The sequence below is a fragment of the Roseomonas sp. 18066 genome, from assembly GCF_902706185.1.
Classification (GTDB): domain Bacteria; phylum Pseudomonadota; class Alphaproteobacteria; order Acetobacterales; family Acetobacteraceae; genus Pseudoroseomonas.
The window spans coordinates 1-14570 of record NZ_CACSJM010000145.1 but is presented as its reverse complement, the minus strand read 5'-3'; the positions used below and the strand labels follow the sequence as shown (position 1 = coordinate 14570).

General features: G+C 69.3%; 10 protein-coding genes and 2 tRNA genes. 2 read left to right on the top strand and 10 right to left on the bottom strand.

What is annotated here, in order from left to right; genetic code table 11:
* Window positions 1-134 precede the first annotated feature (134 nt).
* The 7 genes from GVN67_RS23345 to GVN67_RS23315 all read right to left on the bottom strand — a co-directional run bounded on the left by GVN67_RS23345 (window position 135) and on the right by GVN67_RS23315 (window position 7465).
* Window positions 135-206: transfer RNA gene (locus GVN67_RS23345), tRNA-Val, on the bottom strand.
* A gap of 158 nt (window positions 207-364) precedes the next feature.
* On the bottom strand, window positions 365-637 hold the full coding sequence (locus GVN67_RS23340; RefSeq protein WP_076956206.1) for an HU family DNA-binding protein: 273 nt from the start codon (window positions 635-637) through the stop codon (window positions 365-367).
* A 325-nt stretch (window positions 638-962) separates the two neighbouring features.
* Window positions 963-3380, bottom strand: coding sequence for an endopeptidase La (gene lon, locus GVN67_RS23335; RefSeq protein ID WP_159999732.1), 2418 nt, complete (start codon window positions 3378-3380; stop codon window positions 963-965).
* 171 nt (window positions 3381-3551) lie between these two features.
* On the bottom strand, window positions 3552-4808 hold the full coding sequence (clpX, locus tag GVN67_RS23330; RefSeq protein ID WP_159999731.1) for an ATP-dependent Clp protease ATP-binding subunit ClpX: 1257 nt from the start codon (window positions 4806-4808) through the stop codon (window positions 3552-3554).
* Window positions 4809-4989: 181 nt separating this feature from the next.
* A complete protein-coding gene (clpP, locus tag GVN67_RS23325) occupies window positions 4990-5631 on the bottom strand; it encodes an ATP-dependent Clp endopeptidase proteolytic subunit ClpP (protein WP_159999730.1) in 642 nt (213 codons plus the stop codon).
* 366 nt (window positions 5632-5997) lie between these two features.
* A complete protein-coding gene (gene tig / locus GVN67_RS23320) occupies window positions 5998-7335 on the bottom strand; it encodes a trigger factor (RefSeq protein ID WP_159999729.1) in 1338 nt (445 codons plus the stop codon).
* Window positions 7336-7380: 45 nt separating this feature from the next.
* A tRNA-Leu gene (locus GVN67_RS23315) sits at window positions 7381-7465 on the bottom strand.
* 142 nt (window positions 7466-7607) lie between these two features.
* On the opposite strand from GVN67_RS23315, the gene GVN67_RS23310 reads away from it, so the two are divergent.
* Window positions 7608-8810 carry a pyridoxal phosphate-dependent aminotransferase gene (locus GVN67_RS23310; protein WP_159999728.1) on the top strand — a complete coding sequence of 401 codons (1203 nt, stop codon included), beginning with the start codon at window positions 7608-7610 and terminating at the stop codon, window positions 8808-8810.
* 99 nt (window positions 8811-8909) lie between these two features.
* On the opposite strand, the gene GVN67_RS23305 is transcribed toward GVN67_RS23310, so the two are convergent.
* Both GVN67_RS23305 and GVN67_RS23300 read right to left on the bottom strand, forming a co-directional pair.
* Window positions 8910-9359 carry a hypothetical protein gene (locus tag GVN67_RS23305; RefSeq protein WP_159999727.1) on the bottom strand — a complete coding sequence of 150 codons (450 nt, stop codon included), beginning with the start codon at window positions 9357-9359 and terminating at the stop codon, window positions 8910-8912.
* Between the two features lie 65 nt (window positions 9360-9424).
* Window positions 9425-11827 (bottom strand): 1-deoxy-D-xylulose-5-phosphate synthase N-terminal domain-containing protein, encoded by a 2403-nt coding sequence (locus GVN67_RS23300; RefSeq protein ID WP_159999726.1) that lies wholly within the window; start codon window positions 11825-11827, stop codon window positions 9425-9427.
* 222 nt (window positions 11828-12049) lie between these two features.
* Between GVN67_RS23300 and GVN67_RS23295 the strand changes: the two genes are divergently transcribed.
* Entirely contained in the window at window positions 12050-12826 is a 777-nt protein-coding gene (locus GVN67_RS23295; RefSeq protein WP_159999725.1) for an EAL domain-containing protein, read from the top strand.
* Window positions 12827-12924: 98 nt separating this feature from the next.
* Here GVN67_RS23295 and GVN67_RS23290 read toward each other — a convergent pair whose 3' ends face one another.
* Window positions 12925-14322, bottom strand: coding sequence for a malonyl-CoA decarboxylase (locus tag GVN67_RS23290; RefSeq protein WP_159999724.1), 1398 nt, complete (start codon window positions 14320-14322; stop codon window positions 12925-12927).
* Between the last annotated feature and the right edge of the window lie 248 nt (window positions 14323-14570).

The following is a 14570-nucleotide window of genomic DNA, read 5'->3' as shown; positions in this document are numbered from 1 at the left end:
AGCGAGAAGCGACGACGACGAAAGGTGGCCGGGGTGTCACGCGGCGCATGACAGCGCCGTTGGCCCGCGGCACCGGGGGCGGCGGGGCCAGGCTGTCGGCCGAGGGGAAGGAAGGTGGGAAGGAAGGCGGGGAATGGGCGCTGACGGATTCGAACCGCCGGCATCCTCGGTGTAAACGAGGCGCTCTACCGCTGAGCTAAGCGCCCTCAGCGTCCAGGCGGCTGTGTAGAGGGAAAAGCGGCCCCAGGGAAAGCGGGGCCGCGCATCGGGCGGGGGACGGCCTTCTGCCGGCGCCCCGCCCCTGGTCGCCAGAGGCTGGATCGAGCGGCGCGGGCCCGCCGGATGCCCGCGCCGAAGGCACGTCTCAGGTCAGCCCGTCCTTCAGCGCCTTGCCGGCCTTGAAGCGCACGGTGGCGGAGGCGGCGATCTCGATCTCCTCCCCGGTGCGCGGGTTGCGGCCCTTGCCGGCCTTGCGGCGGGAGGTGGAGAAGGTGCCGAAGCCCACCAGCCGCACCTCCTGCTTGCTCTTCAACGACTCGCTGATGGCATCGAACACCGCATCGAGCACCTCGCCGGCCTTGGCCTTGGAGAGCTCGCCGGTCTCTGCGACGACCGCGACGAGATCCTGCTTGTTCACGTGGTCCTGTCCCCCGACTGTCTCGATAGCTGAACTCTGGATGGCGGCGCCCGCCTTCTGGCCGGGCCGCCCTGGGCTGTCATTCTCTGACGGTCATTCCCTGGGTCAAGATTACCGCAACCCGCCGCCTGGCGGAATTGCCCGGTCCGGCGGCGATGGACCGGCTTCCCGCAGGCCGCCTCAGTCTCAACCGCTTGGTGCGGCTTCGCAACGGGTTCGGCCGGAGCCGCGTATAAAAACTCGTGCGATCGGCACAAAAAAAGGGCCAGGAACGGCTCCTGGCCCTCGGTCGTCGCGGCGGGGCTTCGCGCCCCGCCGGCAGGCGTCAATGCGGCAGGCTGGCCGGGGCGGTGCCCTTGCCGTCGGCGGCCTGCGGCGCAGGCTCCTCGGGCTCGCTCCAGTCGATCGCTTCCGGCGGGCGCACCAGGGCCTTGTTGATCACCTCGTCCACATGGGCGACGGGGTTGATGATCAGCGCCTTCTTCACATTGTCCGGGATCTCGGCGAGATCCTTTTCATTGTCCTTCGGGATGAAGACCGTCTTGATCCCCGCCCGCAGCGCCGCCAGCAGTTTTTCCTTCAACCCGCCGATGGGGAGCACGCGGCCGCGCAGCGTGATCTCGCCGGTCATGGCGACATCCTTGCGCACCGGGATGCCGGTCAGGATCGAGACGATCGAGGTCGCCATGGCGATGCCGGCCGAAGGACCATCCTTGGGCGTCGCGCCTTCCGGCACGTGCACGTGGATGTCGCGCCGCTCGAAGGTGGTCGGCTTGATGCCGAAGCTGATCGCCCGCGACCGCACATAGGACAGCGCCGCCGAGACGCTCTCCTGCATGACGTCGCCGAGCTTGCCGGTGGTCTGCACCTTGCCCTTGCCCGGGACCATGACGGATTCGATCGTCAGGATCTCGCCGCCGACCTCGGTCCAGGCCAGGCCGGTGACGACGCCGACCATGTCCTCGGTCTCGGTCTCGCCATAGGTGAACTTCTTCACCCCGGCATACTTGTCGAGGTTCTTGCGGCTGATGGCGACCTTCTTGGCCTTCTTGGAGACGATCTCCTTGACGACCTTGCGGGCCAGGCCACCCACCTCGCGCTCCAGGTTCCGGACGCCGGCCTCGCGCGTGTAGTAGCGCACCAGGTCGAGCAGCGCCTCGTCGGTGACGCTGAACTCGCCATCCTTCAGCCCGTTCGCCTCGGTGACCTTGGGCACCAGGTGGCGGCGGCAGATCTGCACCTTCTCATCCTCGGTGTAGCCGGGGATGCGGATGATCTCCATGCGGTCCAGCAGCGGCTGCGGCATGCGCAGGCTGTTGGCGGTCGTCACGAACATCACGTCCGACAGGTCGTAGTCGACCTCGAGGTAGTGGTCGGCGAAGGTCGAGTTCTGCTCCGGGTCCAGCACCTCCAGCAGGGCGCTCGACGGGTCGCCGCGCCAGTCGGCGCCCAGCTTGTCGATCTCGTCCAGGAGGAACAGCGGGTTGCTGGTCTTGGCCTTCTTCATCCCCTGGATGACCTTGCCCGGCATCGAGCCGATATAGGTCCGGCGATGGCCGCGCACCTCCGCCTCGTCGCGCACGCCGCCGAGCGACATGCGCACGAAGTTGCGGTTGGTGGCCTTGGCGATCGACTTGCCCAGGCTGGTCTTGCCGACGCCCGGGGGCCCGACCAGGCAGAGGATCGGGCCGCGGATCTTCGGGCTGCGCGACTGCACCGCCAGGTATTCGAGGATCCGCTCCTTGATCTTCTCGAGCCCGTAGTGGTCGGCGTCCAGCACCGCCTCGGCCTTGGCCAGGTCGTTGCGAACTTTCGACTTCTTCTTCCAGGGGATGGAAAGGATCCAGTCGAGGTAGTTGCGCACCACCGTCGCCTCGGCGCTCATCGGCGACATGGAGCGCAGCTTCTTCAGCTCGGCCAGCGCCTTGTCGCGCGCCTCCACCGACAGCTTGGTGGCCTTGATCTTGGCCTCCAGCTCGGCGGATTCGTCCTTGCCGTCCTCGCCCTCGCCCAGCTCCTTCTGGATCGCCTTCAGCTGCTCGTTCAGATAGTACTCGCGCTGGGTCTTCTCCATCTGCCGCTTGACGCGGTTGCGGATGCGCTTTTCCACCTGAAGAACGCCGATCTCGTTCTCCATATGCGCGAAGACGCGCTCCAGCCGCTGCGCCACGCTGGCGATCTCGAGCAGCTCCTGCTTCTCGGAGATCTTCAGGTTCAGATGGCTGGCGACGGTGTCGGCGAGCTTGGCCGAATCCTCGATCTGGTTGATCGAGACCAGCACCTCGGGCGCGATCTTCTTGTTGAGCTTGATATACTGCTCGAACTGCGAGACCACGGTGCGCGCCAGGGCCTCGATCTCAGGGGCCTCCGGCTGCTCTTCCTCGAGGGCCGCCGTATAGGCCTCGAAATACTGGTCGGTCTCCTTGAAGCCGAGCACGCGGGCACGCTTGCCGCCCTCGACCAGCACCTTGACCGTGCCATCCGGCAGCTTCAGCAGCTGCAGCACGGTCGAGACCGTGCCGATGTCATAGAGATCGGCCGAGCCGGGATCGTCCTGCGCCGCGTTGCGCTGGGCGACCAGCAGGATCTGCTTGTCCTCCCGCATCACCGCTTCCAGGGCGCGCACGCTTTTCTCGCGACCGACGAAGAGCGGCACGATCATGTGGGGGAAGACGACGATGTCGCGCAGCGGCAACACCGGCAGCAACTCGCCGCTCGTCGATTCGGGTTTCTGTTCCGCCATAGGGGACCTCACTCAGGACAGTCGGCGCAGGTCCGCCCGGTCATCGGCACGGCCCCGCACCACGGGCTTACAATCCCATGAAATGGGGCCGGCAGGGCGCCCAGGCAAGCCGTCGGGCCGGACCATCGGTCCAGGCCGTCAGACTGGCCGGGCGCCGCCGCCGGGCCCGGTTCATGCGGAAGATTGCTCCGCCGCCCGTTCACCATAAATGAACAGCGGGGCGGCGCGGCCTTCGGCCACCTCTTTGTTCACCACCACCTCCTCGACATCCTCGAGGCCCGGCAGGTCGAACATGGTGCCGAGCAGGATGCCCTCCATGATCGACCGCAGGCCCCGGGCGCCGGTCTTGCGCTGGATGGCACGGGTGGCGACCGAACGCATGGCGTCGTCGGTGAAGGTCAGCTTGGTGGCCTCCATCTCGAACAGGCGCTGGTACTGCTTGACCAGGGCGTTCTTCGGCTTGGTCAGGATCTCGACCAGCGCCTTCTCGTCCAGGTCGTCCAGGGTGGCGACCACCGGCAGGCGGCCGATGAACTCGGGGATCAGGCCGAACTTCAGCAGATCCTCGGGCTCGACCTCGCGCAGGATCTGGCCGGTGCGACGCTCATCCGGGCCGCGGACCTCGGCGCCATAGCCGATGCCCGAACCCTTGCCGCGACCCGCGATGATCTTTTCCAGCCCGGCAAAGGCGCCGCCGCAGATGAAAAGGATGTTCGACGTGTCGACCTGCAGGAATTCCTGCTGCGGGTGCTTGCGCCCGCCCTGCGGCGGCACGGAGGCGACGGTGCCTTCCATGATCTTCAGCAGCGCCTGCTGCACGCCCTCGCCGCTGACATCACGGGTGATGCTCGGATTGTCGGACTTGCGGCTGATCTTGTCGACCTCGTCGATATAGACGATGCCGCGCTGCGCCCGCTCGACATTGTAGTCGGCCGCCTGCAGCAGCTTGAGGATGATGTTCTCGACATCCTCGCCGACATAGCCGGCCTCGGTCAGCGTGGTGGCGTCGGCCATGGTGAAGGGCACATCGAGGATGCGCGCCAGGGTCTGCGCCAACAGCGTCTTGCCGGTGCCGGTGGGGCCGACCAGCATGATGTTGGACTTGGCGATCTCGACTTCGCCAGCCTTGGCGCCATGCGCCAGGCGCTTGTAATGATTATGGACCGCGACGGCGAGCACCTTCTTGGCGTGCTCCTGCCCGATCACGTAATCATCCAGCACCTTGCTGATCTCGCGCGGGGTCGGCACCCCGTCGCGGGACTTCACCAGGTGCGTCTTGTGCTCCTCACGGATGATATCCATGCAGAGCTCGACGCACTCGTCGCAGATGAAGACCGTCGGGCCGGCGATGAGTTTGCGTACCTCGTGCTGCGACTTGCCGCAGAACGAGCAGTACAGGGTGTTCTTTGAGTCGCCGGACTTGCTCATGAGCGCTCCTGGACCCCCCGGCAAAGGGCCGGGCGATCGTGCGGGACTGTAGCCCCCCCGTCATCTGGGGGGAAGTGGAACGGAAAAAGGGCGGCCCGCGCCGGCCCCGTCCCCGCCAGGCGGGCAGGCTGTGGAAGCCGGGCCGGGGGTCGCGGCCCCCGGCCCAGGGCTTCCGCCGCCCTCACACCTTGGCCAGCTCGGCGGCGGTCGCCGGACGCTCCTCGACCACCTGGTCGATCAGCCCGAAGTCGCGCGCTTCCTCGGCCGACATGTAGCTGTCCCGCTCCAGCTTCTTCTCGATCTCCTCGATCGGCTGGCCGGTATGCTTCACGTAGATCTGGTTCAACCGCTTGCGCAGCGACAGGATCTCGCGCGCCTGGATCTCGATATCCGTGGCCTGCCCCTGGGCGCCGCCCGAGGGCTGGTGGACCATGATCCGGCTGTTCGGCAGGGCGAATCGCTTGCCCTTCTCGCCGGCGGTCAGCAGCAGGCTGCCCATCGAGGCGGCCATGCCGAGGCAGACCGTGCTGACGGGGGCGCGGATGTACTGCATCGTGTCGTACATCGCGAGGCCGGCCGAGACCACGCCGCCCGGGCTGTTGATGTAGAAGGCGATATCCTTGTTCGGATTCTCGCTCTCCAGGAACAGCAGCTGGGCGCAGATCAGCGACGACATCTGGTCGTAGACCGGACCCGTCAGGAAGATGATCCGCTCCTTCAGCAGGCGCGAATAGATATCGAAGGCCCGTTCGCCCCGGGCGGTCTGCTCGATCACCATGGGGACGAGGTTGTTGTACAGTTCGACCGGATCGCGGTCCCGCATTGTGCATCCTCTCGCGGTGGCAGGGGGGCCGGACCCCGCCGCGGGCCCTTTGCCCACGGCCTTCCGGCACCGGCCTGCCGCCGTCACCCTAACGCTTCGGGATTAACATGGGGCAGCCGGCGGCGGCGCGAAAGAGGGGGGCGTAAACTTGCCGTCGCATCGTCCCACAGGACCTGCCGGCGGACCCGCCTTCCCCACCCGGCGCCGCGCGCCCGGCGCGCCGGGAACCCCCGCGGCGCGCCTTCCATCCGGGCTTTTCGCCGCGGTCCCGGGCGAACCGGGGCCAGCGGCATGCCGGCGGGCGGGGACCGCCCCGCCGCGCCGCGATGGCCTCCACCCCGGGGGACGGACCCCGGGGAATCGGCCTCAGGCGGCCGGCTCGGCCGAGAGCTCGCCGGCGGGGACTTCCTTCTCGCTGACCTTGGCCAGCTCGAGCATGAAGTCGACCACCTTCTCCTCGAAGAGCGGCGCGCGCAGGTTGTCGATCGCCTGCGGGTTCTTCTGGAAGAAGTCGAGGACCTGGCGCTCCTGACCCGGATAGCGGCTGGCCTCGGTGCGCATCGCGCGGGTCAGCTCCTCGTTGGTCACCTGGATGTTGTTGCTGCGGCCGATCTCGGACAGCAGCAGGCCCAGGCGGATGCGACGCTCGGCAATGGCGCGGTAGTCGCCCTTCAGCGTCTCCTCGTCCTTGCCCTTGTCCTCGTCGTCGAGCTTGCCTTCCTTCAGGTCGGCCTCGACGCGCTGCCAGATCTGGCCGAACTCGCTGTCGACCATCGAGGGGGGAACCTCGAAGCTGGCCTGCTCGGCCAGGGCGTCGAGCAGCTTGCGCTTGACGTTCAGCCGCGACAGCTGGTCGTACTCGCCCTGCAGGGACTCGGCGATCCGCTTCTTCAGCTCGTCCAGGCTCTCCAGGCCGAGCTTCTTGGCGAATTCCTCGTCCACCGCCGCCGCGACCGGGGTCTGCAGCTTCTTGGCGGTCAGCTCGAACTGCGCCGGCTTGCCGGCGAGCTCCGCCGCGCCGTATTCGGCCGGGAAGGTCACGTCGACCAGGCGGGTCTCGCCCACCTTGATGCCCTCGAGGCCCTCGGCGAAGCCGGGGATGAAGCCGGCGCCGCCGATCTCGACCGGCATGTCGGTGCCGGTGCCGCCCTCGAAGGCCTCGCCGACCACGCCATCGACCACGACGCGGCCGATGAAGTCGGTGACGACCACGTCGCCCTGGGTGGCAGCGCGGTCCTCGGTGACGTCTTCCATGGCGCGGTTGCGGGACGCGATGCCCTCGAGCGCCTTCATCACCTCGTCGTCGCCGACCTTGGCGACCGGCTTCTCCAGCGCGATGGCCGAGAAGTCGGGCAGCGGAATCTCGGGCAGCTGCTCCAGCTCGATCTTGAACTCGAGATCGCTGCCATCCTCGAACTTCACCAGCTCGATCTTCGGCTGCATCGCCGGACGCAGGCCACGCTCATCGACCACGGTCTTGGTGATCGACTGCACCTGCTCCTCGAGCACCTCGCCCATGATGGACGCGCCGTAGCGCTGCTTGACCACCGCGGCCGGCACCTTGCCGGGGCGGAAGCCCGGCAGCCGGATCTCCTTGGCCAGCGACGCCAGACGCTGATCGCGCGCCGCGGCGATGTCCGCCGCCGGAACCACCACGGTAAAGCCCCGCTTCAGCCCCTCGGCTGCCAGCTCGGTCACCTGCATCGCCACACATGCTCCTGAAGAATCAGTCTCGTGCCGGACGGCCGGTGGTGCGGGCGGAGGGATTTGAACCCCCACGGCTTGCGCCACTGGAACCTAAATCCAGCGTGTCTGCCAGTTCCACCACGCCCGCGAACGCAGTTCCGGCGCCTCCATAAGCCGGCGCGTTTAGCGCAAGGGGGCCGGCAATGAAAGGGCGGACCGTACAAGGGGCGCCGCTTGCGCCGCCGGGCGCGCCCCTTCACACAGGCGGGACGACGCCAAAGGCCCTGTCCATGAGCACCACCGCCGCCTCCCCCCTGCCCTTCGACACCCTGGCCGAGCGCATCCGCGCCCTCGCGGTCAACCAGATCGCCGAGATCGCCGACCTGGCGCGGGAGGACCCCGAGGTCATCAAGCTGTGGATCGGCGAGGGCGACCTGCCGACGCCGCCCTTCGTGGTCGAGGCGGCCGCCGCCGCGATGCGGGCCGGCCATACCCGCTACACCTATGCGCTCGGCCTGCCGGCGCTGCGCCAGGCGCTGTCCGACTATCACCGCCGCCACTGGGGGGTCGAGGTGCCGGCCAGCCGCTTCACGGTGACCACCGGCGGCATGAACGCCATCATGCAGGGGCTGCAGGCCGTGCTCAGCCCGGGCGAGGAGGTGATCTTCCCGGCGCCGCACTGGCCGAACCTGGCCGAGACGGTGAAGGTGCTGGGCGGCACGCCTGTGCCCGTGGCGCTGCGCCAGGACCGCCCGGGCGCCTTCCGCCTGGATCTGGCCGATATCGAGGCCGCGATCACGCCGAAGACCCGGGTGATCGCCATCAACTCCCCCTCCAACCCGACCGGCTGGGTGATGGGCAAGGCCGAGATGGTGGCGCTGCGGGACCTCGCCCGCCGCCACGGTCTGTGGATCCTCTCCGACGAGGTCTACAACCACTTCACCTATGGCAACGCCATCGCGCCCTCCTTCCTCGAGGTCTGCGACGCGAGCGACAGGCTGCTGATCTCCAACACCTTCTCGAAGAACTGGGCGATGACCGGCTGGCGCGCCGGCTGGCTGGTCTTCCCCGAGGGGCTGGCCCCGGTCTTCGACAACCTGAGCCAGTACAACACCACCTCGATCCCGACCTTCATCCAGCATGCCTGCGTCGCAGCCCTCGAGCAGGGCGACGATTTCATCCGCACCATGGTCTCGCGCTGCCGCGACAGCCGCCAGGTCTTCGCCGAGGGCCTGGCCGCGCTGCCGGGGGTGAAGGTGCAGCCGCCGGAGGGCAGCTTCTACGTGATGTTCGGCGTCGAGGGGGAAGCCGACGCCAAGGCGCTGGCCGTCCGCATCCTGCGCGAGGCCAAGGTGGGGCTCGCCCCCGGCACCGCCTTCGGCCCGGCCGGCCAGGGGCAGCTGCGGCTGTGCTTCGCCATCGACGTGCCGCTGGCGGAGGAGGCGATGCGCCGCCTCTCGGCCTTCTTCCGCGCCCGCGCGGCCGCCGCCTAGACCGCGTTGCCTTCGGAAGGACGAAGCCAACTCGGTCTAGTTCTTTGTTTGATCGCGTGATTCAGGCTTTTCGGTGATCCGACCTCAAGCCATCACGCTCTAAGCCAGCAGGTTGAGCAGCCCCCTGCCGGGGAGGGCGAGCAGCGCGATGCGCAGCCGCCCCTCCGGCAGCAGGGCCGTCAGCTTCTTCGATGGCGGCGCCTCGCCGGCGCGGGCGGCGCGGCGCAGCGTGGTCAGGATCCGCGCCGCATCGCCCTCGGCCGCCAGCGCCGCGCGCAGCAGGTCGCGCAGCGGCAGCCGCCGGCCCGCCATCAGGCAGACCCCGCCCAGCGACTCGGGGTCGGCGGAATCCAGCGCCGGCAGCAGCTCATGCGGGTCCAGCACCAGGCAGGCCGCCCCCTGCCCGTCCAGCGCGGCGGCGACCAGGATGCCCGACTGCCCACGCCGGCGGCGCAGCAGCAGCTCCGGCGGCGGCGGCAGGCGCAGCGGGGCCAGGGCCGCCGCGATGGCGCGGCTTTCGGGCGGGGTGAAATGCAGGGCGGCGAGCATGGGCGGCCCCGCAATGCCGCAACGATGTTAACGATGAATAAATAAGACTTCGTCTCGTTTTTGGCTCAGCCGAGCAGCGCCTGGGCGCAGGCATCCAGAATGGCATCGGTGTCGAGCTGGTATTCCCGGTAGAGGTCGGGAATGTCGCCGGCCTGGCCGAAGCGGTCGACGCCGAGCGGCACCATCCGCTGCCCGCGCACCGCGCCGATCCAGCCATGCGCCGCCGGATGGCCATCGAGGATGGAGACGATCGCCGCGTCGCGCGCCAGCGGCGCCAGCAGCCGCTCGATCGCCGAGGGCGCCGCCCCCGGCCCGCGCCGCGCGGTCCGGCGGGAGGCCAGCCAGCCGGCATGCAGCCGGTCCGGGCTGGTGATGGCCAGCAGCCCGGCGCCGGGTTCTTCTTCCCGCAGCATTTCGAAGGCGGCCAGCGCCTCGGGCGCCACCGGCCCCTGATAGGCGATGGCGATGCGGGCGCCCTCGGCGGGGGGGACGGCCCAATAGCCGCCCTCGATCACCGCGGCCGGGTCGAGCTGGCGCTCGGGCTGGGTAATGCTGCGGGTCGACAGCCGCAGCCAGACCGCCGAGCCGTCCGGCTGCTGCATGTGGTGGAAGGCGTGGCGCAGCAGGATGGCGAGCTCGTCCAGATGGGCGGGCTCATAAGCGACCAGCCGGTCCTGGGCGATGCCGAGGAGGGGCGTGTTGCTGCTCTGGTGCTGGCCGCCCTCGGGGGCCAGGGTCAGGCCCGATGGGGTCGAGACCAGCAGGAAGCGGGCATCCTGGTAGCAGGCGTAGATCAGCGCATCGAGGCCGCGGTTGACGAAGGGGTCGTAGACGGTGCCGACCGGCAGCAGCCGCGCCCCGTGCATCCGGTCCGCCAGCCCCAGCGCGCCGAGAACCAGAAAAAGATTCTGCTCGGCGATGCCGAGCTCCACATGCTGGCCTTTCGGTGACATGCCCCAGCGCTGCGCGGAGGCCAGCTTGGCGTCGCGAAACACGTCGTTCTTCAGGTGGCGGTCAAAAATACCGCGCCGGTTCACCCAGGGGCCGAGGCTGGTGCTGACCGTGACATCCGGGCTGGTGGTGACGATGCGGCTGGCCAGCGGGGCCAGCTCGCGGCTGCCGCGGCCGATCTCGGCCAGCATCTCGCCGAAGCCGGACTGGGTGGAGGCCATGCGGTTGGGCGGCAGCCGCGGCGCCGGCAGGGTCGGCGGCACCGGCACCGGCTCGGCCGAGAGGCAGCGGCCCTCGGGCGTCAGCGGCGTGGCGAAGGGCACCTTGGCCAGGAAGTCACGCAGCTCGGCCTCGGGGATGTCGAGGCCTTCGAACAGGTCCCATTCATGGCCCTCGCGGATATTCTGCTCGGACCTGAAAGAATCCATCTGCTCGCGGGTCATCAGCCCGGCATGGTTGTCCTTGTGGCCGGCAAACGGCAGGCCCATGCCCTTGACCGTGTAGGCGATGAAGCAGGTCGGCTGGTCGCCGGCGGCCTCCTGGGCGCGGAACTGCTCGGTCAGGGTCTCGATGTCATGGCCGCCGAGATTGGTCATCAGCGCGCCCAGCTCGGCATCGTCCAGCGGGTCGATGATGGCGCGGATGCCGGGGATGCGGCCGAGCTCGGCCAGCAGAGCCGCGCGCCAGGCGGTGCCGCCCTGGAAGGTCAGCGCCGAGTAGAGGCTGTTCGGGCAGTCGTCGATCCAGCGGCGCAGATGCTCGCCCTCGGGGCGGGCGAAGGCGGCCTCCAGCTTGCGGCCGTATTTCAGGGTGACGACGTTCCAGCCCATGTCGCGGAACAGCCCCTCGATCCGGCCGAAGAGGCGGTCGGGGACGACGCTGTCCAGGCTCTGGCGGTTGTAGTCGATCACCCACCAGACATCGCGGATGTCATGCTTCCAGCCCTCCAGCAGGGCCTCGTAGATATTGCCCTCGTCCAGCTCGGCGTCGCCGACGATGGCGACATGGCGGCCGCGCGGCATGCCGTCGCGGGCCAGGCCGTGCAGATGGACATAGTCCTGCACCAGGGAGGCGAAGCTGGTCAGCGCGACGCCCAGGCCCACCGAGCCGGTCGAGAAATCGACCTCCGCCCCGTCCTTGACCCGGCTGGGATAGGGCTGGATGCCGCTGAACTGCCGCAGCGTCCCCAGCTTCTCCCGGTCCTGCCGGCCGAGCAGGTAGTTGATGGCGTGGAAGACCGGCCCGGCATGCGGCTTCACCGCGATGCGGTCCTGCGGGCGGAGGATGTCGAAATACAGCGCCGTCATGATGGCGGCGACCGAGGCGGAGGAGGCCTGGTGCCCGCCCACCTTCAGCCCGTCGCGGTTGGGCCGGATGTGGTTGGCGTTGTGGATGCTCCAGGCCGACAGCCAGAGCAGTTTCTTCTCCAGCGCCTTGAGCAGGGCCAGGCGGCGGTCGGGCTCCAGGGCGGCGCCGGCTTCGGCGCGCAGGTCACGCGGGTCGGGCGTGGCGTTCATCGTCTTCTCTCCCCGGGGGTTTGCCCCCCTGGCTCGCGACAATCCTCGGACCCCGCCATGGTGGACCGGAACGGGCGGAGGCCGCCAGAGGCAGCAGACCCCCGGCAGCACACGCCCGGCGGGACGCGCCAGGCAGCAGGCGCCGCCTGCGACGCGACCGCATCATAGGCGAAGGAAACGGTAAGAAGTTTGGCGCAGAAGCCCTCCGACCCAGGAGCCCCCATGCCCGAGCCCGATTCTGCCCCAGGAGGCTGCCGCGGCTGCGGCGAGGCCGCGCCGGCCGCGCCGCCGCTGACCATGGCCTTCCAGCCGATCCTGCGCTGCGACGCGGCGGGTCACGGCCTCTATGCCTATGAGGCGCTGGTGCGCGGGCCCGGCGGCGAGGGCGCGGCCAGCGTGCTGGCGCAGGTTTCCGCGGCCAACCGCTATGGCTTCGACCAGCAATGCCGGGTGCGCGCCATCGAGCTGGCGACCCGGCTCGGGCTGCTGGCGACGCCGGCGGCGCTGTCGATTAACTTCATGCCGAATGCGGTCTATGAGCCGCGCGCCTGCATCCGCGCCAGCCTGGCGGCGGCGGAGCGGGTCGGGCTGCCGCGCGAGCGGCTGATCTTCGAATTCACCGAGACCGAGGCGATGACCGATCCGCGCCATCTGCTGCGGATCCTGTCCAGCTACCGCGCCATGGGCTTCCGCACGGCGATCGACGATTTCGGCGCCGGCCATTCCGGCCTCAGCCTGCTGGCCGAGTTCCAGCCGGACACGGTGAAGCTGGACATGGCGCTGATCCGCGGCGTCGACCGCGACCGGCCGCGCCAGGCGATCCTGCGGCATGTCGCGGCGCTCTGCGCCGAGCTCGGCTGCGCCGTGGTGGCGGAGGGGGTGGAGACGGCGGCCGAGTTCCACATGCTGCGGAGCTTCGGCATCACCCTGTTCCAGGGCTATCTGCTGGGACGACCCGGCTTCGAGCAGCTGCCGCTGCCGGTGCCCCCGCCGGCCTGAGGCCCGCTGCCGTCGCAGCGACGCAGACAGCGGGCGCCAGGGCTTCCTTCGACCGCCTGATGCAGGCCCTGCGATGTTTCCATCTCAGGCCATGGCGGTCAGGGACCGCTGCGGGCCAGCTTGCGCAGGGCGGTGGGGGCGGCGCGGGTGCCCTCGCCGACATAGGCCTCGTGGTAGTCCTCGATCTTCGCCGGGTCGTAGAGATAATTGACCATGAAGCCGAGGCTCTCGCGGATGCCCTTCTCCGAGATGTCGCCGCGCCAGCAGACGCGCTCGACCCGGGCGCCATTGGACAGGTGGAAATGCCCCACCGGGTCGCGGGCGCGGCGGCCGCCGCGGTTGGTCTCCAGCACCAGGTAGCGGGCGCAGAGCCGGGTCAGCACCGGCTCGGCCTTGGCGCACCAGCTCTCCGACAGCGGGCGGCGGTTGGCGAGCAGCGCGCGCAGCGCCGCATGGCCATCGGCCAGGCCGGAGGCCTCGGTAAGGAGCTTGTTCTCCTCTTCCGTCAGCAGCTTGGGCTCGGGCTCGATCAGCGCCTCCTCCAGCCAGCGGCGGAAGGCCGGGATCGGCGAGAGGGTGGAGAAGGTCTTCAGCTTCGGCAGCTCTTCCGACAGCAGGGCGACCACCCGCTTGATCAGGAAATTGCCGAAGGAGATGCCGTCCAGCCCGCGCTGGCAGTTGTTGATCGAATAGAAGATGGCGGTGTCGGCGGCGCGCGGATCCTGCACCGGCGCCTTCTCGTCCAGCAGCTTCTGGACCGAGCCGGACAGGCCCTGGACCAGCGCCACCTCGACGAAGATCAGCGGCTCCTCCGGCATGCGCGGATGGAAATAGGCGTAGCAGCGGCGGTCGGAATCCAGCCGGTTCTTCAGGTCGCGCCAGGTGCGGATGCGGTGGACGGCCTCGTAGCCGACCAGCTTCTCCAGCAGGGCGGCGGGCGACTGCCAGTCGATGCGGCGCAGCTCGAGGAAGCCCAGGTCGAACCAGCTGGCCAGCAGCCCGCGCAGATCGGCGTCCAGCGCCTGCAGCATCGGGTCGCGCCCCATGCCGCGCAGCAGGTCGGCGCGCAGGTCGACCAGGAACTTCACCCCGTCCGGGATGGTGGTCAGCTGGGTCAGCAGCCGCAGCCGCGGCGGCTCCAGCGTGCGGCGCAGCTTGGCTTTCGCCGCGGCACGCGCGGCGGTGTCCGGGGCGGCGCTGACCTCGCGCATCGCCGCCTCGACGGCGGCCGGGTCGGAGTCGAAGCCGGCCAGGGCCTGGAAGAAGGCCATGCGCCCGGCCTCGTCCAGGGTGGTGTAGGATTGCGCCAGCCCGGCCGCCCGGGCGCGGGCCGAGATCTCGCCGCCGCGGGCCTCCAGGCAGGCGCGCATCCGCGACTCCCAGCTGGCATCCTCGGCGGGCGAGGAGACGGAGGAGGCCATGTCGCGCCACAGCAGGGCGACGCGCTTCAGCGCGCGATCGAACAGGCCGGCTTCCGCCACGGCGATGTCGGACATGGTGCCTCCTTCAGCGCTCCCGGCGCCGGCCGGGAGTGAAATCCGCAGAAACATATGGTGAGCAGCTTGCCCCAGGCCAGGGGGGGCTGGGAAGGGCCGAGGCAAGGCTTTTTCCAATTTCCGGGAACAGTTCCTCCGGCAGAAGAGGTGATCCCGGGGGGCGGCCGCCAAGCGCCCGCGTCGCCGTGTCGCCATGCAGCCAGGCGCTGGCGCAGGCAGCGTCGAAAGCCTCCATCCCCTGCCCCAGC